Genomic DNA, 22,151 nt, shown 5'->3' with positions numbered 1-22,151 from the left:
CTACGGGGTCGGGGGCCTTTACTCGCCTTTGGGGGCGGCCACGGGGACTCAGTCGGCGGTGGGCGCGTGCGTCTCGGCAGCCGCCGGAACGTCGAACTCGCGCCAGAAGCCCGCCCGGATGGCGTAACGGTCGTGCTCGTCGATCTGGTCGTCCTTGTGCGCGAGCAGCCCGAACCGCGCCGCGTACCGCAGCAGCTCCCCGTCGATCCGGTGCGGGATGCGCGGATACATCTGCGACAGCTTCTGCAGATGGCTCTGGTCGCCGAGCCGGGACATCCAGCGGCGGGCGAAGACCTGCCCCACCTCGTAGGGGTCGCCGCCGACGGTGGTGATGTCCTCCTCCCGGTCGGCCCAGCGCTGCTCGGCGGTGGTGAGCTGGGCGAGCGTCGGCATGGAGGCCATCTCGGGGGGCTCGGAGACCGTGCCCGGCCGGTCGACCCAGCCCTTGTCGGAGGACCAGCGCAGGGTCGCGGTCGCCGGGTGCTGCGCGGGGTGGGCGCCGGGTGCGCGCAGCGCGGCCAGGTCCTTGGGCGTGGGCACGCCCTTGGCCGTGGGGATCCGCTCCGCGGCGCCGTTCTCCGCCGGGGCGGCCGGGGGGTGCGCGGCGCGCTCGGCGGACCGCTCGCCCGACGCGGTGAGCGCGGACTCGGGCAGCGGTGCGGAGAGGATGGCGGCGATCTCGGGGCGGGGCTCGGGCGGCGGGGCGCAGACGCCGGTCAGCTCCTTGGCCCGGACGGCCTGGGTGATCCAGGCCCGGTCCAGCACGCGCCGCTCGTCGGCCTCGGCGACCAGGTCCTCGGACTGGTTGTAGTCGCCGTCGGCGGCCTGTACGGCCCAGAGGTGGACGGCGACACCGTGCTCCTTGGCGGCCATCATGCCGGGCAGCAGATCGCCGTCGCCGGTGACGAGGACGACGTCGGAGCAGGCGCCGTTGCGGGCCAGCTCGGTCAGCTCGGCGTGCATGGCGGCGTCGACGCCCTTCTGCGCCCACCGTCCGTCGCTGCGGGTGAGGGCGCCCAGCCGGACGGTGACCCGGGGCATCACGCGCAGCCGTCGGTGCTCCGGCTGGGGGACCCGGTCGGGAGCGCCGTCGAACCAGTAGATGCGCAGCAGCGGGCGCTCGGTGTCGGACTCCGCTCGTTCGCGCAGTGCCTGGATCAACGCGGTGTGGTCGACGGTGATCCGGGATCGCGAGGGCTCACCGGCGAGGAGGCTGGCGGCGGCTCCCAGCAGATACCCGGCGTCCACCAGGACGATGCAGCGGTCCACGCGACTCACCCTCTTCCCGGGAGGTTTTGCTTCGGACTTCCTTCGAGTCTGCCCGACCGCACGGGGCTTAACGGCCCGAACTCGATCTTCGGCGTGGCGTTTCCGGATCCCGCCCGCTCATCATGCCTGTCACACACGGTAATTATCCGACATGCGCCCGATATCAGCCTATGTGAATCTGGATCCGGCCCTGGCCCCTAGATCCCCCACAGGAGGTTGATCACCATGGCCAAGAACAAGAACCGCAAGCAGGCCGGTCCGCAGAACCGCACACAGCGCGGTGAGCACGCGCAGCGCCCGTCCGCCGAGGAGCACGAGCCGCCCATGGCGGCCGTCCCGGGCAGCCCTTCGGAGGCTGCTCGTGGCAAGAAGCAGAAGAGCTTCGGCCACAACTAGGGGCAGTTGAAGCCCGGGAACAGTGAAGGGGCGCACCCGTCTCGGGTGCGCCCCTTCCTGCCGCACCGGCCTCAGCCGGCCAGGCAGGACGGACCGAGCAGCACCTTCAGGTCGCCGAACAGCGCCGGGTCGGGCTTGACCCGGTGCCGGTCCAGGCGGAGCACGGTGGTCTTGCGCGGGCCCTGAAGCCTGATCCGGACCTCGCTGTCGCCCTTGTGGTGGCTCAGGATCTCCCCGAGGCGGCTGACCATGGGCGGAGTGACCCTGGTGGCCGGGATGGTGAGGATCACCGGCGCGTTGGTGCCCGCGTTGGACAGGTCCGGGACCATCAGCTCCATGGCGACGAGCCGCGGCACGTCCTCGCGCTTGTCGAGCCGGCCCTTGACGAAGACGACGGCGTCCTCGACGAGTTGGGTCGACACCAGCTGGTAGGTGGCCGGGAAGAACATGCACTCGATGGAGCCCGCCAGGTCCTCCACGGTGGCGATGGCCCAGGCGTTGCCCTGCTTGGTCATCTTGCGCTGGAGTCCGGAGATGATGCCGCCGATGGTGACGACGGCGCCGTCGGAGTGCTCGCCACCGGTCAGCTGGGAGATGCCCGCGTCGGCCTTGTCGGCGAGGACGTGCTCCAGGCCGAAGAGCGGGTGGTCGGAGACGTACAGACCGAGCATCTCCCGCTCCTGGGCGAGCAGATACGTCTTGTCCCACTCGTCGGCGGAGAACTCCACGTCGAGTCCGAAGCCGGGCTCGCTGCTGGTCTCCTCGCCCATGCCGCCGAAGAGGTCGAACTGGCCCTCGGCCTCCTTGCGCTTGACCGCGACCACGTTGTCGATCATCGGCTCGTACTGCGCGGTGAGCCCCTTGCGGGTGTGCCCCATCTCGTCGAAGGCACCGGCCTTGATCAGCGATTCCGTGGTGCGCTTGTTGCAGACCACCGCCTCGACCTTGTCGAGGTAGTCGGGGAAGGAGGCGTACTTCCCCTTGGCCTTGCGGCACTTGATGATCGACTCGACGACGTTGGTGCCGACGTTGCGGACGGCGGAGAGGCCGAAGAGGATCACGTCGTCGCCCTGGGCGGCGAAGTTCGCCTCGGACTCGTTGACGTTCGGCGGGAGCACGCGGATGCCCATGCGGCGGCACTCGTTGAGGTAGACCGCGGACTTGTCCTTGTCGTCCTTGACGGAGGTCAGCAGGGCGGCCATGTACTCGGCGGGGTGGTTCGCCTTCAGGTACGCCGTCCAGTACGACACCAGGCCGTACGCGGCCGAGTGCGCCTTGTTGAAGGCGTAGCCGGCGAACGGGACCAGCACGTCCCACAGGGCCTGGATCGCTTCGTCGCTGTAGCCGTTCTTGCGGGCGCCGGCCTGGTAGATGACGAAGTTCTTCTCCAGCTCCTCCGGCTTCTTCTTGCCCATCACGCGGCGGAGGATGTCGGCCTCGCCGAGTGAGTAGCCGGCGATGATCTGGGCGGCCTTCTGCACCTGCTCCTGGTAGACGATCAGGCCGTAGGTGACGTCCAGGACCTCCTTGAGGGGCGCCTCCAGCTCGGGGTGGATCGGCGTGATCTCCTGCTGCCCGTTCTTGCGCAGCGCGTAGTTCGTGTGGGAGTTCATGCCCATCGGGCCCGGCCGGTACAGGGCCGACACGGCGGAGATGTCCTCGAAGTTGTCGGGCTTCATCAGCCGGAGCAGCGAGCGCATGGGGCCGCCGTCGAACTGGAAGACGCCGAGGGTGTCACCGCGCTGGAGCAGCTCGAAGGTCGTGGGGTCGTCCAGCGGCAGGGACAGCAGGTCGATGTCGAGGCCCTTGTTGGCCTTCACCATCTTGACCGCGTCGTCCATGATCGTGAGGTTGCGCAGGCCGAGGAAGTCCATCTTCAGCAGGCCGAGCGACTCACAGCTCGGGTAGTCCCACTGCGTGATGGTGACCTGGTCGGTGTGGCGGACCCAGACCGGGACGTGGTCGACGATGGGCTCGCTGGACATGATCACGCCGGCGGCGTGCACACCCATCTGCCGGACCAGGCCCTCCACGCCGCGCGCGGTGTCGATGACCTTCTTCACGTCCGGCTCGTTCTCGTACATCCCGCGGACCTCGCCGGCCTCGCTGTAGCGCGGGTGCTGCGGGTCGGTGATGCCGGACAGCGGGATGCCCTTGCCGAGGACGTCGGCGGGCATGGCCTTGGTGATCCGGTCGCCCATCGCGTACGGGTAGCCCAGCACGCGCGCGGAGTCCTTGATCGCGTTCTTGGCCTTGATGGTGCCGTAGGTGCCGATCATGGCGACCTTGTCGGCGCCGTACTTCTCGGTCACGTACCGGATCACCTCGACGCGCCGGCGCTCGTCGAAGTCGATGTCGACATCGGGCATCGAGATGCGCTCGGGGTTGAGGAACCGCTCGAAGATCAGGCCGTGCGGGATCGGGTCCAGGTCGGTGATGCCCATGGCGTAGGCGACGATCGAGCCGGCCGCGGACCCTCGGCCGGGGCCTACGGCGATGCCGTTGTTCTTGGCCCACATGATGAAGTCGGCGACCACGAGGAAGTAGCCGGGGAAGCCCATCGAGATGATCACGTCCATCTCGTAGTCCGCCTGCCTCTGGCGGTCCTCGGGGATGCCACCGGGGAAGCGGCGCTCCATGCCCCGGCGGACCTCCTCCTTGAACCAGGTGACCTCGGTGTAGCCCTCGGGGATGTCGAACTTGGGCATGAGGTCGCGCTTTTCGAACATGCCGTCCGTGTCGACCATCTCGGCGATCAGGAGCGTGTTGGCGCAGCCCTCCTGCCAGGCGTCCGAGGAGTCGATGGCGTACATCTCGTCCGTGGACTTCAGGTAGTAACCGGTGCCGTCGAACTTGAAGCGGTCCGGGTCGGAGAGGTTCTTGCCGGTCTGGATGCACAGCAGCGCGTCGTGGGCGCCCGCCTCGTGCGCGTACGTGTAGTGCGAGTCGTTCGTGACCAGCGGGGGGATGCCGAGCTTCCGGCCGATCTCCAGCAGGCCGTCACGGACCCGGCGCTCGATCTCGATGCCGTGGTCCATCAGCTCCAGGAAGTACTTGTCCTTGCCGAAGATGTCCTGGTACTCGGCGGCGGCCTTCAGGGCCTCGTCGAAGTGGCCGAGGCGCAGCCTGGTCTGCACCTCGCCGGAGGGGCAGCCGGTGGAGGCGACGATGCCCTCGGACCACTGGGCGATGGTCTCCTTGTCCATCCGGGGCCACTTCTGCAGCCAGCCCTCGGCGTAGGCGTCCGAGGAGAGCCGGAAGAGGTTGTGCAGGCCCGTCTTGTTGACGGCCCACATCGTCTTGTGGGTGTAACCGCCGGAGCCGGAGATGTCGTCCCGCTTCTGGTGCGGCTGGCCCCAGAGGATCTTGCGCTTGTTGCGCCGGGACTCGGGCGCGACATACGCCTCGATCCCGATGATCGGGGTGATTCCGGCCTTCTTCGCGGAGTGGAAGAAATCGTACGCCCCGTGGAGGTTGCCGTGGTCGGACATGGCGATGTGCGTCATCCCCATCTCGTTGCACGCGTTGAACATGTCCTTCAGCCGCGCGGCACCGTCCAGCAGCGAGTACTGGGTGTGGACGTGCAGGTGCGTGAAGGGCGGCTTCGACACGGGGCGGCCTCCGGGGGAAACACTGGGCGACGGTCTGGCGGACAGATCTGGGGTCAGCGTCGAAGTCTATGCCTCGGGACTGACACCCGACGGGCACTCCCGCGTACCTTCGTGCGTTGGAGACGGCAGAAACGCTGTCGTACAGGTAACGCACCAGGAGGCACCCCGCGATGTCGGTCCCCCAGCTCGACGAGGAGCAGCGCGGCGAGGAGATCCTCGCCGTCTTCGACACCGCCTTCGGCCGGCTCCTGGCCGCCGACCCGGCCGCGTTCCGCGTGAAATTCCGGAAGATGGCGGCCTCGGCGTTCGCGTTCTACCGGGGCACGGCGGCCCTCTTCTACCACGACCTCGACGCGGAGAAGCGCGGCGGCCCGTACCTGGACGACCGCACCTCGCGCGTGTGGATCCACGGCGATCTGCACGCGGAGAACTTCGGCACGTACATGGACTCCAACGGCCGCCTGGTCTTCAACGTCAACGACTTCGACGAGGCCTACGTCGGCCCGTTCACCTGGGACATCAAGCGCTTCGCGGCGTCCGTCGCGCTCATCGGGTACGCGAAGGCGCTCAGTGACGCGCAGATCACCGAGCTGGTGACGGTCTACGCCGACGCCTACCGCGAGCGCATCCACGCCCTGGCCACGGGCGCCAAGCGGGACGAGGTGCCGCCGTTCACGCTGGACACCGCGCAGGGTCCGCTGCTGGACGCGCTGCGTGACGCCCGCTCGCTGACCCGCTTCGGGCTGCTGGAGTCGATGACCGAGATCCGCGACTTCGAACGCCGCTTCGCCCCGGGCGGCGGCTCCATCGAGCTGGACGCGGCCACCCGCTACAAGGTCCTCGCGGCCTTCGACGGCTATCTGGAGACGCTGCCGGACTCCTCCCTGGCCCGCCCGGACTCCTACCGGGTGAAGGACGTCGTGGGCCGCCGGGGCATCGGCATCGGTTCGGCGGGCCTGCCGTCGTACAACATCCTCCTGGAGGGCCACAGCGACGCCCTGGAGAACGACGTCGTGATCTACATCAAGCAGGCCCAGACCCCGGCGGTCTCCCGGCACATCACCGATCCGGCCATCGCGGAGTACTTCCAGCACGAGGGCCACCGTACGGTGATCTCCCAGCGCGCCCTGCAGGCGCACGCCGACCCGTGGCTCGGCTGGACCGAGCTGGACGGCGCGGGCCAGCTGGTCGCCGAGGTCTCGCCGTACGCGGTGGACCTGGACTGGGGCGACATCGACGACCCGGAGGAGATCGCCGCCGTCGTCGCCGACCTGGGCCGGGCCACGGCCGCCATGCACGCGGCGGCGGACGACACCTCCGGCGAGTCCCTGGTGCCGTTCTCCACCGAGCGGGCCATCGACGCGGCGCTCGCGGCCGACGAGGAGGGCTTCGCGCCCCTGCTGGTGGACTTCGCGCACAGCTACGGCGCACGCGCGCGTGCGGACCACCAGATCTTCCTCGACCTGTTCCGCAACGGCCGGATCCCGGGGCTGTAGAACCCGCCGGTTCTCAGGCACCCTTTAGGGGTCCCTTACCGGCTTACGTGACAGACTCTCCTCTCGCTATGGACATATCCGGGACCCCGCTCAGAGCCGTGCGCGCGGCGCTGTTCACGGCCTTCGTCGTGACGCTCAGCACCGCGTCGCACGTGCTGCTGTCCCGTGCTCCTCTGCCGCCGGCGACCGTGGGCGCGGTCGTCGGCGGGGTGTTCGTCACCGCCTACGCGCTGGCGGGCCGCGAGCGGGGCTTCGGCCGGATCGCGGCCCTGCTGATCCCGCTGGAACTGGCCGCCGACACGGTGTTCACGACCGGCCAGCACGCCTGTTACGGCCGGGCGGGCGGCCCGATAGCGGGCCCGCTGCGCGCGGTCGGCCTGGACGTGCTGTGCGAGGGGCGGGTGGGCACCCCGCTGGCCCAGGTGACCGGCGACCCCGGTCACACCGCCGCGCTGCTCGCCCACGCCAGCCCGGCCGCCGCCTGGCTGCTGCTGGCCGCGCACGTCGGCGTGGGCCTGCTGGCCGCCGCCTGGCTGCGCCGGGGTGAGCGGGCACTGGCCCAGCTGCTGCGGGCGGTCGCCGTCTCCACCTTCCGGCCGCTGCTGCTGGCGGTGGCCGCGGTCGCCGTACGGCCGCTGCCGGCCCGCCGGCTGCCCCGCCCGGCCCCGCGCCCCGCCACCGGCCGCGACCGGCTCCTCGTGCACTCCCTGGGACGGCGTGGACCGCCGTGCTCCCCGGCCACCGCCCTCGCCTGAGCGGCGACCGCCCTCAGGCGGCCGGCGGCAGCTGAGCACAAGGCAGTCCCCCACACGTATCCCGCGCACGGTATGTGCGCGTCCCCTAGGGAGATCACCAGCATGAGCAAGCGGAACAGCCAGTCGGCGAAGACGGCGGCCCGGGAGCGGCTGCGCCAGGAGCGCGAGCGGCAGGCGAAGCGCGACAAGGCCAGGCGGCAGCTCGTCGTGGCCGCCTCGGTGGTGGCCGTACTGGCGGCGGCCGGCGGCATCGGCTACGCCGTCGTCCAGATGAACAAGCCCGCTTACTGGGAGGCCGCGAAGGACCACAAGCTCGTCAAGCCGGCCAACACCTCCGGCAAGGACGGCACGACGGTCCTCCTCGGCAAGAGCACCGCCAAGAAGACCCTGGTCATGTACGAGGACCCGCGCTGCCCGGTCTGCGCGACGTTCGAGCAGTCGGTGGGCTCGACGGTGAAGAAGGACTTCGACGCCGGCAAGTTCAAGATCCAGTACGTCGGCGCCACCTTCATCGACAACAGCCTGCCCGGTGAGGGCTCCAAGAACGCGCTCAGCGCCCTCGGCGCCGCGCTGAACGTCAGCCCCGAGGCCTTCCTCGAGTACAAGTCCGCGATGTACTCCACCAAGTGGCACCCCAGCGAGACCGAGGACAAGTTCAAGGACGACGCCTACCTGATCAAGATCGCCGACACGGTCCCCGCCCTGAAGGGCAACGCGGCGTTCCAGAAGGCCGTGAAGGACGGCACCTACGACAGGTGGGCGCTGGAGGAGTCGAAGATCTTCGGCAGGGACGGCATCTCGGGCACCCCGACCCTGAAGATGGACGGCAAGGCGCTGACGGGCGCCGACGGCAAGAACGCGCCCATGTCGCCGGCGGAGTTCAACACCGCGCTGGACGCGGCCCTCAAGGGCTGAACCGACGTCAGACCGAACGGCGGGCGAACTTTTGCGGGTTCGCCCGCCCCGACGGGTACCGATCAGTAACCTGATCGTCCGTGACCAGTCGATACAGATCAGCCGATGCCTCCCACGGCCTCGACTCGCTTTCCCCCCGCCGCCGTACGGTCGTCAAGGCCGCGGCGGCGGCCGCCGTCCTGGCCGGACCGCTGGCCGCCGCACTGCCGGCCCGCGCCGCCACGGACGCCCCCGCCTTCCTGCACGGTGTCGCCTCCGGCGACCCGCTGCCCGACGGCGTCCTGCTGTGGACCCGGGTGACCCCGACGCCGGAGGCCATACCGGGCTCCGGGCTCGGCCCGGACACCGAGGTCAGCTGGGCCGTCGCCCGGGACAAGGCGTTCACCACCGTCGTCGCCCGGGGCTCCACCACCGCGACGGCAGCCTCCGACCACACCGTGAAGGCGGACATCCGCGGTCTGGCCCCGGCCACGGACTACTGGTTCCGCTTCTCGGCCGGCGGCACCGACTCGCCGGTGGCGCGCACCCGCACCGCGCCGGCGGCGGACGCGGACGTCTCCTCCCTGCGCTTCGGCGTGGTCTCCTGCGCCAACTGGGAGGCGGGCTACTTCTCGGCCTACCGCCACCTCGCCGCCCGGAACGACCTCGACGCCTGGCTGCACCTCGGCGACTACATCTACGAGTACAAGTCCGGCGAGTACGGGACCCGGGGCAAGGTCGTCCGCCCGCACGCGCCGGCCAACGAGATCCTCACCCTCAGCGACTACCGGATCCGGCACGCCAAGTACAAGACGGACCCCGACCTCCAGGCGCTGCACCTGAAGGCCCCGGTCGTCGCGATCTGGGACGACCACGAGTTCGCCGACAACGCCTGGTCGGGCGGCGCGGTCAACCACACCGAGGGCGCCGAGGGCACCTGGACGGCCCGTCAGGCCGCCGCCAAGCAGGCGTACTTCGAGTGGATGCCGGTCCGCCCGGCGATCGCGGGCACCACCTACCGGCGGCTGCGCTTCGGCAAGCTCGCCGACCTCTCCCTGCTGGACCTGCGCTCCTTCCGCTCCCAGCAGGCGTCCACGGCGAGCGGCTCGGTGGACGACCCCGACCGCACGCTCACCGGGCGCGCCCAGCTGGACTGGCTGAAGGCCGGCCTGAAGGCCTCCGACACCAGGTGGCGGCTGGTCGGCAACTCGGTGATGATCTCGCCGTTCTCGTTCGGCTCCCTCTCCGCCGACCTGTTCAAGCCGCTCGCCAAGCTGCTCGGGCTGCCGCAGGAGGGCATCGCCGCCAACACCGACCAGTGGGACGGCTACACCGACGACCGCCGCGAGCTGCTGGCCCACCTGCGCTCCAACGCCATCGGCAACACCGTCTTCCTGACCGGTGACATCCACATGGCGTGGGCCAACGACGTGCCGGTGGACGCGGGCACCTACCCGCTGTCGGCCTCCGCGGCCACCGAGTTCGTGGTGACGTCGGTGACCTCCGACAACCTGGACGACATCGTGAAGGTCCCCGAGGGCACGGTCTCCGCGATCGCCTCCCCGGTCATCAAGGCCGCCAACCGGCACGTCCACTGGGTGGACACCGACCGGCACGGCTACGGCGTGCTGGACATCACAGCCGAGCGCACGCAGATGGACTACTACGTCCTGTCGGACCGCACCTCGCGGGACGCCACCTCCAGCTGGGCACGCTCCTACCGCACCCGCAGCGGCACGCAGCGGATCGAGCGGACCTACGACCCCGTGTGACCTGCCCTCACAGGCTGTCGAGGAAGCCGAGCGCCACCCGCCAGGTGGCCTCGGCGGCCTCCGCGTCGTAGTCCGGCAGACCGGGGTCCGTGTACAGGTGTCCGGCCCCGGCGTACCGGTAGACCTCCACGTCGGCCCCCGCCCGGCCCATCTGCAGGTACCAGGCGCTCAGCCAGTCGTCCGTCTCGAACGGGTCCGGCTCGGCCACGTGCAGCTGCACCGGCAGCTCGTCCACCTGCGCACCGGGCGCGATGTCCGACGTGCCGTGCAGGAGCAGCAGTCCGCGCGCCTTGGCGTCGCCGAGGGCGAGGGTCTGGGCGACGGAGGCGCCGAGCGAGAACCCCGCGTACACCAGCCCGCGGTCGGAGTACGGCGCCGCCGCCAGCACGGCCCGCTTCAGCAGCTCCTCCTTGCCGACGCGCTCCTTGAACTCCATGCCCTCCTCGACGGTGTCGAACGTGCGCCCCTCGAAGAGGTCCGGCGTCCACACCTCGTGGCCGGCCGTGCGCAGCCGGTCAGCGGCGTCGCGCACCGCGGGCCGGAGCCCGTAGGTCGAGTGAAACAGCATGATGTTCATGAGGCCATGGTGCCAGCCGGGCGCACCGCAGCCGTAGCGCGGCCGTACCCACTCGCGCTCCGAAGTCACATGTTCATGCCCCGCCGATGCCGGTTAGGTTCCGAGACATGGAGACCGTACTCCGCCCCGTGATCGTGATCGGCGCTTCCGTGTTCCTGACCGTGCTCATCGGCTGGGCCACGGACGTGCTGCTCCGCAAGGCCGACGCGCGACACAGCGAGACCCCGTTGTGGGGCCTGCTGCGGCGTGGCCGCGTGCCCTACCAGCTGGTGTTGTGCGCGGCCATGCTCAGAGGCTCCTACGACCAGGCGAAGCTGCTCAACGACCACCGCACCGGCGTCGGCCGCACGCTGACCCTGGTGCTCATCGGAGCGGCGGCCTGGCTGGTGATCCGGATCGCGGCGGCCATAGTCGAGACGACCTACACCCGTTACGCGCGCGCCCACCACGACCCGGCCCGGGTCCGGCGGGTGCGCACCCAGGTGACGCTGATCATGCGGGTGGTGGCGGCGATCGTCGGGGTGGTCGCCGTGGCGGCGATGCTGCTGACGTTCCCGGCGATGCGCGCGGCCGGCGCGTCCCTGCTGGCCTCCGCCGGTGTGCTCGGCATCGTGGCCGGTGTCGCGGCCCAGTCCACGCTGGCGAACATGTTCGCCGGGCTGCAGATCGCCTTCGGGGACATGGTCCGGCTCGGCGACACCGTCGTCGTGGACGGCGAGTGGGGCACGGTCGAGGAGATCACCCTGACCTTTCTGACGGTACGGACCTGGGACGAGCGCCGGATCACCATGCCGGTGTCGTACTTCACCTCCAAACCCTTCGAGAACTGGTCCCGCGGCACCCCGCAGATGACCGGCATCGTCTACTGGCACCTCGACCACAGCGCGCCGCTGGAGGCGATGCGCGAGAAGCTGCGGGACATCCTGCGCGCGTGCCCGGCCTGGGACGGCCGCGCGTGCGGCCTCCAGGTGACGGACACCACGCCGAACACCGTCCAGGTACGTGCCCTGGTGACCGCGAAGGACGCGGACGACATCTGGACGGTCCGGGTCACGGTCCGCGAGCAGATGATCACCTGGCTGTCCATGGAGCACCCCTATGCGCTGCCCCGGGTCAACACGGCGGAGTCCGTGCTCCCGCCGCACCACATCCCCTCCCCCGACGGCACCTCCCTCCGCCGGGCCTACGACTTCCCGCGCACCGGCCGGGGCTGACCGGCCGGGCGGGGGGTCAGTGGCCCCGCTCGGCACCCCCGTTCACCTGGATCACCTGTGAGGTGATGTGTCCGGCCGCGGGCGAGGCCAGCCAGCGCAGGGTCTCGGCCACGTCCCCCGGTGTGCCGGGGCGGCCGGTCGAGGTGTCGGCGATGAGTCTCGTCCGCCGGGCCTCGTCCATGGTGTCGCCGAAGAACTCGGTGTCCTCGATGTATCCGGGTGCGACCACGTTGACGGTGATGCCGTGCGGGCCCAGCTCCCGGGCGAGGTCATGGGCGTACGGGTGCAGTCCGGCCTTGGCCGCCGCGTAGGCGCCGGTGCCCGAACCGCGGTAGGCGGCGATGGAGCTGATGAAGAGCACCCGGCCGCCGGGCTCGGCGAGCCGGTGCCTCAGCGCCTCGGTGAGCAGCGCCGCGGTCAGGGTGTTCTGCCGGAAGTTGACGGTCCAGTGGTGGGCGACCCGGTCGAGGGGGTCGTCGCTGTCGGCCGGGGGCTCCAGGTGCCCGGCGCCGCCGGCGCCGTGCACGAGCACGTCGACGGTGCCCAGCTCCTCGGCGACGAACCGGGCGACACCGCGGACCTGGCCGGGCTCGGTGAGATCCGCGGCGAAGGTGAGCGCCCCGGCCACCCCTGCCTTCTCGAGCACCTCGGCACGCCGGCCCAGCAACAGCACCCGGTCCCCGTCCGCGGCGAAGGCGTGCGCCGCCGCGCGTCCGATCCCCGTGCCGCCCCCACTGATCACGATGTTGCGAGTCATGATCCGAGCGTAGGAGCGATCCGCGGGTGACGCGTGGCGTCATCCACAGGATCGACACATTCGTATGACTGATCGGGCCCCTGTGGACGCACCCGCTCAGCGCAGGCTGCGCACGTCCAGATGGCGCAGCACCCGGTCCACGACCTCCGGATCCGCCCCGGCCTCGCTCCGTGCGGCCAGCACCTCGTGCCGCGCGGCACTCAGCATCTCGCTCTGGATGCGCCGCACCCGCTTCAGGCGCTTGACCCGCTGCTGCTGGGCCTCCCGCCGCTCCGCCTCCCCCATGTCCGGACTGATCCGGATCCCGATGTCGAAGGCGCGCCGCAGCATCTGCTCGGACAGCTCCTCGGGCAGCTCCTCCACCTGTTCGATCTCCCGGAGCCGGCGCTTCGCCGCCTTCGCGGCCCGCACCGCCAGCTCCTTCTCGAACTCCTTCTCCCGCTCGGAGTCGGCCCGCACCCCGAGCCGCCTCACCAGCCAGGGCAGGGTCAGCCCCTGGAGCACCAGCGTGACGACGATCACTCCGAAGGCGATGAAGATGATCTCGTCCCGGTCGGGGAACGCGGAGCCGTCGGCGGTCCTGAGCGGCACGGCCAGCGCCAGCGCCACCGAGGCCACACCGCGCATTCCGGACCACCACATCACGACGGTCTCCCGCCAGCTGACCGGGATCTCCTCGTCGTAGTCCCGGCGGGCGTGCAGCCGCTTGGTCAGCCAGGTCGCCGGCAGCAGCCACACCAGCCGTACGACGACCACCACGCCCACGACGGCGGCCGCCCAGCCGAGCATCTCGGCCCACCGCCCCTGGGCCGTACGGATGGCGTTGTGCAGCTCCAGGCCGATGAGTCCGAAGGCGACACCCGTGACGAGGGTGTCGATGATGTCCCAGAAGGTGTGCCCGGCGAGCCGGGTCATCACGTCGTCGGCGTCGGTGGCGTACTCGGCGAGGAAGAGCGCCGTGGTGAGCACGGCGAGCACCCCGGAGCCGTGCAGCTTCTCCGCGAGCACATAGGAGGCGTACGGCACCAGCAGCGTCATGCCGATCTGCAGGGTCGGATCGCCCAGCAGGTCCATCAGCCGGTTCGCCCCCCAGCCCAGCGCCAGACCCACGGCGACCGCGACGACGGCGGACAGCACCAGGTCCAGCCCGGCCCGCCAGGGCGAGAACGTGCCGCTCACGGCGGCGGCGATCGCCACGTGGTACAGCACGATGGCCGTGACGTCGTTGAAGAGCCCCTCGCCCTCCAGGATCGACACCAGCCGGCGCGGCAGCCCCAGCTGTCCGGCGACGCTGGTCGCGGCGACCGGGTCGGGCGGCGCGATCAGAGCGCCGAGCGCGACGGCGGCGGCGATCGGCAGCCCCGGCACAATGGCGTTGGCGACGACCGCCACGCACACCGTCGTCACGAACACCAGGGCGACGGCCAGCAGGAAGATCGGGCGGATGTTGGCCGCGAACTGCCGCCAGGAGGTCCGGCGGACGGCGGCGTAGAGCAGCGGCGGCAGCAGCCCCGGCAGGATCAGGTCGGGCGGGATGTTCACGTTGGGCACGAAGTCGGCCACCGCCAGGACCCCGCCGAACAGGGTCATCAGCACCGGTGCCGGCACCCCCAGCCGGTCGCCCACCGGGACGCTCACCAGGGCCCCGAGCAGCAGTACGAACAACAGAGCCAGCTGGTCCACGGACGGCGCTCCGGGGGGTTGACGATCACACGGCAGGTCTCAAGTCTGCCACCGCGGCACCCGCCGACTCCCCGCGACCTGCGGTGTCCTGCGCGCCGAAGCGACCTGCGGTGTCCTGCGCGCCGAAGCGCCGAGGCCGGGGGCCGGGGCCAGGGGCCGCCCGGCCGGTCCCGGCGGCTCCGGGCCGCTCGAAGCCCTACAGCGCCCGGCGCATCGCCCGGTGCGGTATGCCGGCGTCCGGGAACTCCGGGCCGTACGCCGTGTAGCCGAGGCGCTCGTAGAAGCCCAGGGCGTGGGTCTGCGCGTGCAGGTCCACCGACGCGAGGCGGCGCGCGCGGGCCGCGTCCTCGATGGCGCGCACCAGGGCCGCGCCGACGCCGTGCCCGCGCGCCGCCCGGGACACGGCGAGCCGCCCCAGCGAACCGACTGAGAGGTCCCCGCCGGTCTTCGAGGCCGCCGCCTCGCCGGACAGCAGCCGCCCGGTGCCCAGCGGCACACCGTCCTCGCGGAGCGCCAGCACATGGACGGCCACGGCGTCGTAGGCGTCGTACTCGATGTCCTCGTCGACGCCCTGTTCGACCACGAAGACCTCCTTGCGGACCGCGAAGCACGCCTCACGGTCGGCAGGGCCCTCGGCGACCCGGACGGTGTACGGCGTGCTCACGCGTAGGTCTCCTCGCGGACCTGCTCGAGGGCCTGCTGGAGGTCCTCGGGGTAGTCGCTGGCGAATTCCACCCACTGCCCGTCGCCGGGGTGCTCGAAGCCGAGCCGTACGGCGTGCAGCCACTGACGGGTCAGGCGCAGCCGCTTGGCGAGGGTCGGATCGGCGCCGTAGGTGAGGTCGCCGACACAGGGGTGGCGGTGCGCGGACATGTGGACGCGGATCTGGTGGGTGCGGCCCGTCTCCAGCTTCACGTCCAGCAGGGAGGCGGCGCGGAAGGCCTCGATGAGGTCGTAGTGGGTCACCGAGGGCTTGCCGTCGGCCGTGACCGCCCACTTGTAGTCGTGGTTCGGGTGGCGGCCGATCGGGGCGTCGATCGTGCCGCTCGTCGGGTCCGGGTGGCCCTGGACCAGCGTGTGGTAGCGCTTGTCGACCGTGCGCTCCTTGAACTGGCGCTTGAGCGACGTGTAGGCGCGCTCCGACTTGGCGACCACCATCAGGCCCGAGGTGCCGACGTCCAGGCGGTGCACGATGCCCTGGCGCTCGGCGGCGCCGGACGTGGAGATCCGGTATCCGGCGGCGGCGAGACCACCGATGACGGTCTGGCCGGACCAGCCGGGCGAGGGGTGCGCGGCCACGCCGACCGGCTTGACGATCACGACCACGTCATCGTCGTCGTGCACGATCTCCATGCCCTCGACCGGCTCGGCGACCACCTGCACCGGGGCGGGTGCCTGCGGCATCTCGACCTCCAGCCAGGCGCCGCCGCGCACCCGCTCGGACTTGCCGACCACCGATCCGTCGACCTGGACCTTGCCGGCGGCGGCCAGCTCCGCCGCCTTCGTGCGGGAGAAGCCGAACATCCGGGAGATGGCGGCGTCGACGCGCTCGCCCTCCAGGCCGTCGGGCACGGGCAGGGTGCGGATCTCGGGAAGCGTGCTCACCCGTCGAGTATGCCGGACGGCTCCGCCGCTCCCGAACGAGCCTGTGGACAAGTGCCCCGCGCTCAGTCCTTGTGGACCGTGCCGTCGGGGTCCAGACCGCGGAAGGACAGCAGCACGATCAGGATGCCGCCGCACACGATCGCCGAGTCGGCGAGGTTGAACACCGCGAAGCCCTTGGGCGCGATGAAGTCGACCACCTCGCCCTCGAAGACGCCCGGCGCCCGGAAGATCCGGTCGGTGAGGTTGCCGAGCGCGCCGCCGAGCAGCAGGCCGAGCGCGACCGCCCAGGGAAAGCTGTACAGCTTGCGGGCCAGCCGGATGATCACCACGATCACGGCCGCGGCGATCAGCGTGAAGATGATCGTGAAGGCCGCGCCGAAGCCGAAGGCCGCACCCGGGTTGCGGATGGCGTGCAGCTCCAGCAGGTCCCCGACGAGCCGGATAGGCGCGTGCCCCTCCAGCCGGGAGACGACCAGCAGCTTGCTGATCAGGTCGAGGCCGTACGCGAACACGGCCACCGCGAACAGCACGGCGATCCGCCGCCCGCGGCCGGCCCGCCGCTGCGCAGGTGCGCGCCGCTCGTCCGCGCCGGCCTCGCCGGGCGCATCGGCCGCGCCGGTGCCGACGGGCGCTCCGGCCGCCGCCGTCTGCTCGCCGTCACCGTCCGGGGTGTCCGGCGTACCGATGATGCGCTCCGCCTCTGCCACGTGAGTCCCTCAACCTAGGTGCCTGACTGGGGACGAGACTACGGCACGGTCCGGCGGCGCCCCACGCTCAGGAGCGGCGTTCCTGTTTCTGCTTGCACTCCACGCACAGAGTGGCCCTCGGAAACGCCTGCATGCGTGCCTTGCCGATGGGGTTGCCGCAGTTCTCGCACAGGCCGTAGGTGCCCGCGGCCAGCCGCTCCAGGGCCCGTTCGGTCTGCGTGAGCATCTCGCGCGCGTTGGCGGCCAGCGCCAGCTCGTGTTCGCGCGTGATGTTCTTGGTGCCGGTGTCGGCCTGGTCGTCGCCGGCGCCGTCCCCGGAGTCCCGCATCAGTCCGACCAGGGACGCCTCGGACGAACTGATCTCCTCCCGCAGCCGCTCCATCTCCGACTGCAGTTCCGCGCGGGCCTTCTCGACCTCCTCCTCGGTCCAGGGGTCCTCTCCGGGGCGCACCGCCAGCTCGCCGGGCTCCGCCGCGGCGACCCGCGCCTTGGGAACGGCGGTCTGTTCCGTCGTGGCCGTGCCAGGAGTCTTCTTCGCAACCACCGTCGTGGCTCCCGTCTGCTCCGCGGCATGCGCCGCGCCCGCTTTCTTGGCCGTGCTCTTCCCGGCCGCCTCCCGCACCGCGGCCTTCTGACCAGTTCCTTTCTCACCGGTGGCCTTCTTCGCGACCGCCTTCTTCGCGACCGCGTCCTTCGCGACCGCGTTCTCGGCGCCGGCCTTCTTCGCGGCCCCCTCCTTGGCGACCCGCTCCTTGGAGGCCCCCTCCTTGGCGCCCGTCTCCCTGGGGCCCGTCTCCTCGGCGCCCGCCGCCTCGACGGGCGTTTCCCTGGCTGCCGCCTTCTTGGCTGCCGTGGCCGTCCTGTCCGTGGCCGCCCTCTCCGTGGCCACCTTCTTCACCGCGGCCTTGGCCGCCGCGGCCGCCCCCCCGGCGGCCTTCTTCCCACCCGCCGTCCCCTTCCCGGCGGCCGCCGTCTCCGTGACCGGCTCCTTCCCGGCCGGCTTCTTCCCTGCCACTTTCCCGGCGGGCGGCCTCTTCGCGGGCACCTTCTCGGCAGCCGGATCCCTCCCGCTCACTTTCTCGGCAGCCGTTTTCTTCCCGACCGTCTTCTCGGCAGACGCATTCTCAGCAGACGTCGTTTCGGCGGCCGCCTTCTCACCGGCCGTCTTCCCGGCGACCGCCCCCCTCCCGACCGCCTTCTTCCCGACCGCCGCCTTCCCGACCGTCTCCGTGGCGACCGCGTCCGCGGCGGCCACCTTCCCGGCAGCCGTCTTCCCGGCAGCCGTCTTCGCGGCAGGCTTCTTCCCGGCGGCCGTCCTGCCCGGGGCCGTCTTCTCGGTGGCAGGCCTCGCGCCGGTCTTCCCGGTCGCCGGCTGCTGTACGGCGGTCTTCTTCGCCACCATGGCCGCGGCCCCTTCACATATTGTGATCTTGCTCGCGAATCGTGCTGGGACGATAAATCGACTTGAGTCCCGCGGCAACGGGGCACACCGCCCGATTCGCCCGCCCGCACCCCCCGAGCCACGGGCCTGCATCCGTTGTGCCCAGCTCCCCGCCGGGTAATCCGCCGGGCCCGGCCGGCCCGGACCCGGGCGCCGGACCCCCTCGCCATTCGGGTCACGCGCCCCCCTGCCGCGACGTCCGCCCGCGCCCCGCGGAAAACCGGTCCGCCGCTGTCCGCGCCGCGCCGTACACTGGGCGGAGCGAGAAGCGTGGATGGGGACGAGTAGCGGCGTACGCAGCCCAGAGCGACCCGGGGACGGTGTGAGCCCGGGGGCGAGCGCGACGTGAAGATCACCCCGGAGCCGCCGGAAGAAAGCCGCAGCCCGAGCGCCGCGGCGAGTAGAACCGGTTTCGCGACCCCAATGAGGGGGCTCCCCGGCGCGTACGGCGCGGCGGAGGGCCAAGGAGGGTGGTACCGCGGGAGCGCGCCGCACACGGCGTAGACAGGAACGAAGGCTCTCGTCCCTCCGACGGAAGGCAGCAAGTCCGTTGGAGGATGCTCGCAGATGACAGCGCCGACGTACCGCCAGGTGCCCGCACAGGTCGACCTGCCCGCTCTTGAGCACGCCGTGCTCGACTTCTGGCGCGACCAGAAGATCTTCGCCAAGAGCCTGGAGCAGTCCGAAGGCCGCCCGGAGTGGGTGTTCTACGAGGGGCCGCCCACCGCGAACGGCATGCCCGGCGCCCACCACATCGAGGCACGCGTCTTCAAGGACGTCTTCCCCCGCTTCCGCACCATGCGCGGCTACCACGTGGCCCGCAAGGCCGGCTGGGACTGCCACGGCCTGCCCGTGGAGCTGGCCGTCGAGAAGGAGCTGGGCTTCTCCGGCAAGCAGGACATCGAGGCGTACGGCATCGCCGAGTTCAACGCCAGGTGCCGCGAGTCCGTGACCCGGCACACCGACGCCTTCGCCGAGCTGACGACCCGCATGGGCTACTGGGTCGACCTGGACGACGCCTACCGGACCATGGACCCCGAGTACGTGGAGTCGGTCTGGTGGTCGCTGAAGGAGATCTTCACCAAGGACCTGCTGGTCCAGGACCACCGCGTCGCCCCCTGGTGCCCCCGCTGCGGCACCGGCCTGTCGGACCACGAGCTGGCGCAGGGATACGAGACGGTCGTCGATCCGTCCGTCTACGTCCGTTTCCCGCTCACCTCCGGTCCGCTCGCCGGCGAGGCCGCCCTCCTGGTGTGGACGACGACCCCCTGGACGCTGGTGTCCAACACGGCGGTCGCCGCGCACCCCGAGGTCACCTACGTCGTCGCCACCGACGGCGAGGAGAAGCTCGTCGTCGCCGAGCCGCTCCTCGCCAAGGCGCTCGGCGAGGGCTGGCAGACCACGGGCCAGACCTTCACCGGCGCCGAGATGGAGCGCTGGACATACCAACGCCCGTTCGACCTCGTGGAGTTCCCGGAGCCGGCGCACTACGTGGTCAACGCCGACTACGTCACCACCGAGGACGGTACGGGTCTGGTCCACCAGTCCCCCGCCTTCGGTGAGGACGACCTCAAGGTCTGCCGTGCCTACGGCCTGCCGGTGGTGAACCCGGTCCGCCCGGACGGCACCTTCGAGGAGGACGTACCCCTCGTCGGCGGCGTCTTCTTCAAGAAGGCCGACGAGAAGCTCACCGAGGACCTGGCGCAGCGCGACCTCCTCTTCAAGCACCTGCCGTACGAACACAGCTACCCGCACTGCTGGCGCTGCCACACCGCGCTGCTCTACTACGCGCAGCCCTCCTGGTACATCCGCACGACGGCGATCAAGGACCGTCTCATCCAGGAGAACGAGAGGACCAACTGGTTCCCGGAGACGGTCAAGCACGGCCGCTTCGGCGACTGGCTGAACAACAACATCGACTGGGCGCTGTCCCGCAACCGCTACTGGGGCACCCCGCTGCCGATCTGGCGCTGCGAGGACGACCACCTCACCTGCGTCGGCTCCCGCGCGGAGCTGACCGAGCTGACGGGCACCGACCAGTCCGGCCTCGACCCGCACCGGCCGTACATCGACGAGGTCACCTTCGCCTGCCGTCACGACGGCTGCGGGAAGACGGCCACGCGCGTACCGGAGGTCATCGACGCCTGGTACGACTCGGGTTCGATGCCGTTCGCGCAGTGGGGCTACCCGTACAAGAACAAGGAGCTGTTCGAGAGCCGGTACCCGGCGCAGTTCATCTCCGAGGCGATCGACCAGACCCGCGGCTGGTTCTACACGCTGATGGCCGTCGGCACGCTCGTCTTCGACAAGTCGTCGTACGAGAACGTCGTCTGCCTCGGCCACATCCTCGCCGAGGACGGCCGCAAGATGTCCAAGCACCTGGGCAACATCCTGCAGCCGATCCCGCTCATGGACCAGCACGGCGCGGACGCGGTGCGCTGGTTCATGGCGGCCGGCGGTTCCCCGTGGGCGGCCCGCCGGGTCGGCCACGGCACCATCCAGGAGGTCGTCCGCAAGACCCTGCTGACGTACTGGAACACGGTCGCCTTCCAGGCCCTGTACGCCCGTACGTCGGGCTGGGCGCCGTCCGCGGCGGACCCGGCCCCGGCCGAGCGTCCGGTGCTGGACCGCTGGCTGCTGTCCGAGCTGCACGCGCTGACCGACCAGGTGACGCAGGCGCTGGAGGCGTACGACACCCAGCGCGCAGGCAAGCTGCTGTCCGCGTTCGTCGACGACCTGTCCAACTGGTACGTCCGCCGCTCGCGCCGCCGCTTCTGGCAGGGCGACAAGGCCGCGCTGCGCACGCTGCACGAGGTGCTGGAGACGGTCACCAAGCTGATGGCGCCGATCACCCCGTTCATCACCGAGCGGGTGTGGCAGGACCTGGTGGTGCCGGTGACCCCGGGCGCCCCGGATTCGGTCCACCTGGCCGCCTGGCCGGAGGCGGACCTGTCGGCCATCGACCCGGAGCTGTCGAAGCAGATGGTCCTCGTCCGCCGGCTGGTGGAGCTGGGCCGCGCCACGCGCGCGGAGTCGGGCGTCAAGACGCGTCAGCCGCTGTCCCGTGCGCTGATCGCGGCCACCGGGTTCGACGCCCTGGACCGGGAACTGCACGCGCAGATCACCGAGGAGCTGAACGTCGAGGGGCTGGCCTCGCTCAGCGAGGTCGGCGGCAGCCTGGTGGACACGACCGCCAAGGCCAACTTCCGGGCGCTGGGCAAGCGGTTCGGCAAGCGCGTCCAGGACGTGGCGAAGGCCGTCGCGAGCGCCGACGCCGCCGCCCTCTCCCTCGCCCTGCGCGAGGGCACGGCGACCGTGGAGGTCGACGGTGAGACGGTCGCCCTCGCCCCGGACGAGGTGATCATCACGGAGACCCCGCGCGAGGGCTGGTCCGTGGCCTCCGACTCCGGTGCCACGGTGGCGCTGGACCTGGAGATCACGGAGGAGCTGCGGCAGGCGGGCCTGGCCCGGGACGCGATCCGGCTGATCCAGGAGGCCCGCAAGAACAGCGGCCTGGACGTCGCCGACCGGATCGCCCTGCGCTGGACCTCCACGGACCCGGCGGTCATCGCGGCGCTCACCGAGCACGCCGGACTGATCGCCGACGAGGTGCTCGCGACCGACTTCGCCCAGGGCGAGGCGGACGACACCTTCGGCGAGCCCTTCACCGACGAGGGTCTGTCGCTCGTGTTCCGCCTGCGCAAGGCGTAGGCGCCGGACAGTCCGAAGGCCCGGCCCCTCTGCTGCGCAGGGGCCGGGCCTTTCGGCGTTCCGGAAGAGCGACGCGCCGGGGCGGGCCGGACTCGAACCGGCGTCCTCCTGGATGCCATCGAGGCGCGACGACCGTCTGCGCTACGCGCCCCGGCGCCCGGAGTACGCCACACGAGTCGATCATGGGGGCGTACGGCCTTTCGCGGCGGCCCCCGCGTCCCCCGGCCGCCGGACCAGACCCGTGCGCCCGCGCGGCGCAGGCG

16 protein-coding genes and 1 tRNA gene are annotated in these 22,151 nt (G+C 71.0%); 7 read left to right on the top strand and 10 right to left on the bottom strand.

Translation table 11 applies throughout. The features are described from left to right. Positions 1–48 precede the first annotated feature (48 nt). Positions 49–1,269, bottom strand: coding sequence for an NYN domain-containing protein (locus AB0B40_RS01785; RefSeq protein ID WP_345050490.1), 1,221 nt, complete (start codon positions 1,267–1,269; stop codon positions 49–51). 225 nt (positions 1,270–1,494) lie between these two features. Between AB0B40_RS01785 and AB0B40_RS01780 the strand changes: the two genes are divergently transcribed. Beyond that, positions 1,495–1,665, top strand: coding sequence for a hypothetical protein (locus tag AB0B40_RS01780; RefSeq protein WP_345050488.1), 171 nt, complete (start codon positions 1,495–1,497; stop codon positions 1,663–1,665). Positions 1,666–1,736: 71 nt separating this feature from the next. Here AB0B40_RS01780 and dnaE read toward each other — a convergent pair whose 3' ends face one another. After that, on the bottom strand, positions 1,737–5,276 hold the full coding sequence (gene dnaE / locus AB0B40_RS01775) for a DNA polymerase III subunit alpha (protein WP_345050485.1): 3,540 nt from the start codon (positions 5,274–5,276) through the stop codon (positions 1,737–1,739). Positions 5,277–5,446: 170 nt separating this feature from the next. On the opposite strand from dnaE, the gene AB0B40_RS01770 reads away from it, so the two are divergent. The 4 genes from AB0B40_RS01770 to AB0B40_RS01755 all read left to right on the top strand — a co-directional run bounded on the left by AB0B40_RS01770 (position 5,447) and on the right by AB0B40_RS01755 (position 10,193). Continuing rightward, positions 5,447–6,772: a DUF2252 domain-containing protein gene (locus tag AB0B40_RS01770; protein WP_345050483.1), complete on the top strand. Its 1,326-nt coding sequence runs from the start codon at positions 5,447–5,449 to the stop codon at positions 6,770–6,772. A 68-nt stretch (positions 6,773–6,840) separates the two neighbouring features. Further along, on the top strand, positions 6,841–7,527 hold the full coding sequence (locus AB0B40_RS01765) for a hypothetical protein (RefSeq protein ID WP_362262104.1): 687 nt from the start codon (positions 6,841–6,843) through the stop codon (positions 7,525–7,527). 102 nt (positions 7,528–7,629) lie between these two features. Further along, positions 7,630–8,442 carry a thioredoxin domain-containing protein gene (locus tag AB0B40_RS01760; protein WP_345050477.1) on the top strand — a complete coding sequence of 271 codons (813 nt, stop codon included), beginning with the start codon at positions 7,630–7,632 and terminating at the stop codon, positions 8,440–8,442. Between the two features lie 80 nt (positions 8,443–8,522). Next, a complete protein-coding gene (locus AB0B40_RS01755) occupies positions 8,523–10,193 on the top strand; it encodes an alkaline phosphatase D family protein (RefSeq protein ID WP_362262101.1) in 1,671 nt (556 codons plus the stop codon). 7 nt (positions 10,194–10,200) lie between these two features. On the opposite strand, the gene AB0B40_RS01750 is transcribed toward AB0B40_RS01755, so the two are convergent. Then, positions 10,201–10,770 carry a dienelactone hydrolase family protein gene (locus tag AB0B40_RS01750; protein WP_345050472.1) on the bottom strand — a complete coding sequence of 190 codons (570 nt, stop codon included), beginning with the start codon at positions 10,768–10,770 and terminating at the stop codon, positions 10,201–10,203. A gap of 107 nt (positions 10,771–10,877) precedes the next feature. Here AB0B40_RS01750 and AB0B40_RS01745 point away from each other — a divergent pair, with 107 nt between their 5' ends. Next, the gene (locus tag AB0B40_RS01745; protein WP_345050470.1) at positions 10,878–11,984 is read left to right on the top strand and encodes a mechanosensitive ion channel domain-containing protein; all 1,107 of its coding nucleotides are present in this window, start codon (positions 10,878–10,880) and stop codon (positions 11,982–11,984) included. A gap of 16 nt (positions 11,985–12,000) precedes the next feature. Here AB0B40_RS01745 and AB0B40_RS01740 read toward each other — a convergent pair whose 3' ends face one another. From AB0B40_RS01740 to AB0B40_RS01715, 6 genes are all read right to left on the bottom strand, one after another. Then, on the bottom strand, positions 12,001–12,741 hold the full coding sequence (locus AB0B40_RS01740; protein WP_345050467.1) for an SDR family oxidoreductase: 741 nt from the start codon (positions 12,739–12,741) through the stop codon (positions 12,001–12,003). Positions 12,742–12,837: 96 nt separating this feature from the next. Then, on the bottom strand, positions 12,838–14,424 hold the full coding sequence (locus AB0B40_RS01735; protein ID WP_345050464.1) for a Na+/H+ antiporter: 1,587 nt from the start codon (positions 14,422–14,424) through the stop codon (positions 12,838–12,840). A 196-nt stretch (positions 14,425–14,620) separates the two neighbouring features. Next, positions 14,621–15,088, bottom strand: a complete 468-nt coding sequence (locus AB0B40_RS01730; RefSeq protein ID WP_345050462.1) for a GNAT family N-acetyltransferase — start codon at positions 15,086–15,088, stop codon at positions 14,621–14,623. Continuing rightward, positions 15,085–16,029: an RluA family pseudouridine synthase gene (locus tag AB0B40_RS01725; protein WP_345050459.1), complete on the bottom strand. Its 945-nt coding sequence runs from the start codon at positions 16,027–16,029 to the stop codon at positions 15,085–15,087. Before AB0B40_RS01725 ends, AB0B40_RS01730 begins: the two co-directional genes overlap by 4 nt. Before the next feature lie 62 nt (positions 16,030–16,091). Next, the gene (lspA, locus tag AB0B40_RS01720; RefSeq protein WP_345050456.1) at positions 16,092–16,736 is read right to left on the bottom strand and encodes a signal peptidase II; all 645 of its coding nucleotides are present in this window, start codon (positions 16,734–16,736) and stop codon (positions 16,092–16,094) included. 67 nt (positions 16,737–16,803) lie between these two features. Beyond that, a complete protein-coding gene (locus tag AB0B40_RS01715) occupies positions 16,804–18,216 on the bottom strand; it encodes a TraR/DksA C4-type zinc finger protein (RefSeq protein ID WP_362262094.1) in 1,413 nt (470 codons plus the stop codon). Between the two features lie 528 nt (positions 18,217–18,744). Here AB0B40_RS01715 and ileS point away from each other — a divergent pair. After that, entirely contained in the window at positions 18,745–21,888 is a 3,144-nt protein-coding gene (gene ileS, locus AB0B40_RS01710) for an isoleucine--tRNA ligase (protein WP_362262091.1), read from the top strand. A 77-nt stretch (positions 21,889–21,965) separates the two neighbouring features. On the opposite strand, the gene AB0B40_RS01705 is transcribed toward ileS, so the two are convergent. Next, positions 21,966–22,040: transfer RNA gene (locus AB0B40_RS01705), tRNA-Ala, on the bottom strand. Positions 22,041–22,151: the final 111 nt, after the last annotated feature.

The organism is Streptomyces sp. NPDC042638 (assembly GCF_040647235.1).
Lineage (GTDB): Bacteria > Actinomycetota > Actinomycetes > Streptomycetales > Streptomycetaceae > Streptomyces > Streptomyces rameus.
This window is presented reverse-complemented; position numbering and strand designations above follow the sequence as displayed.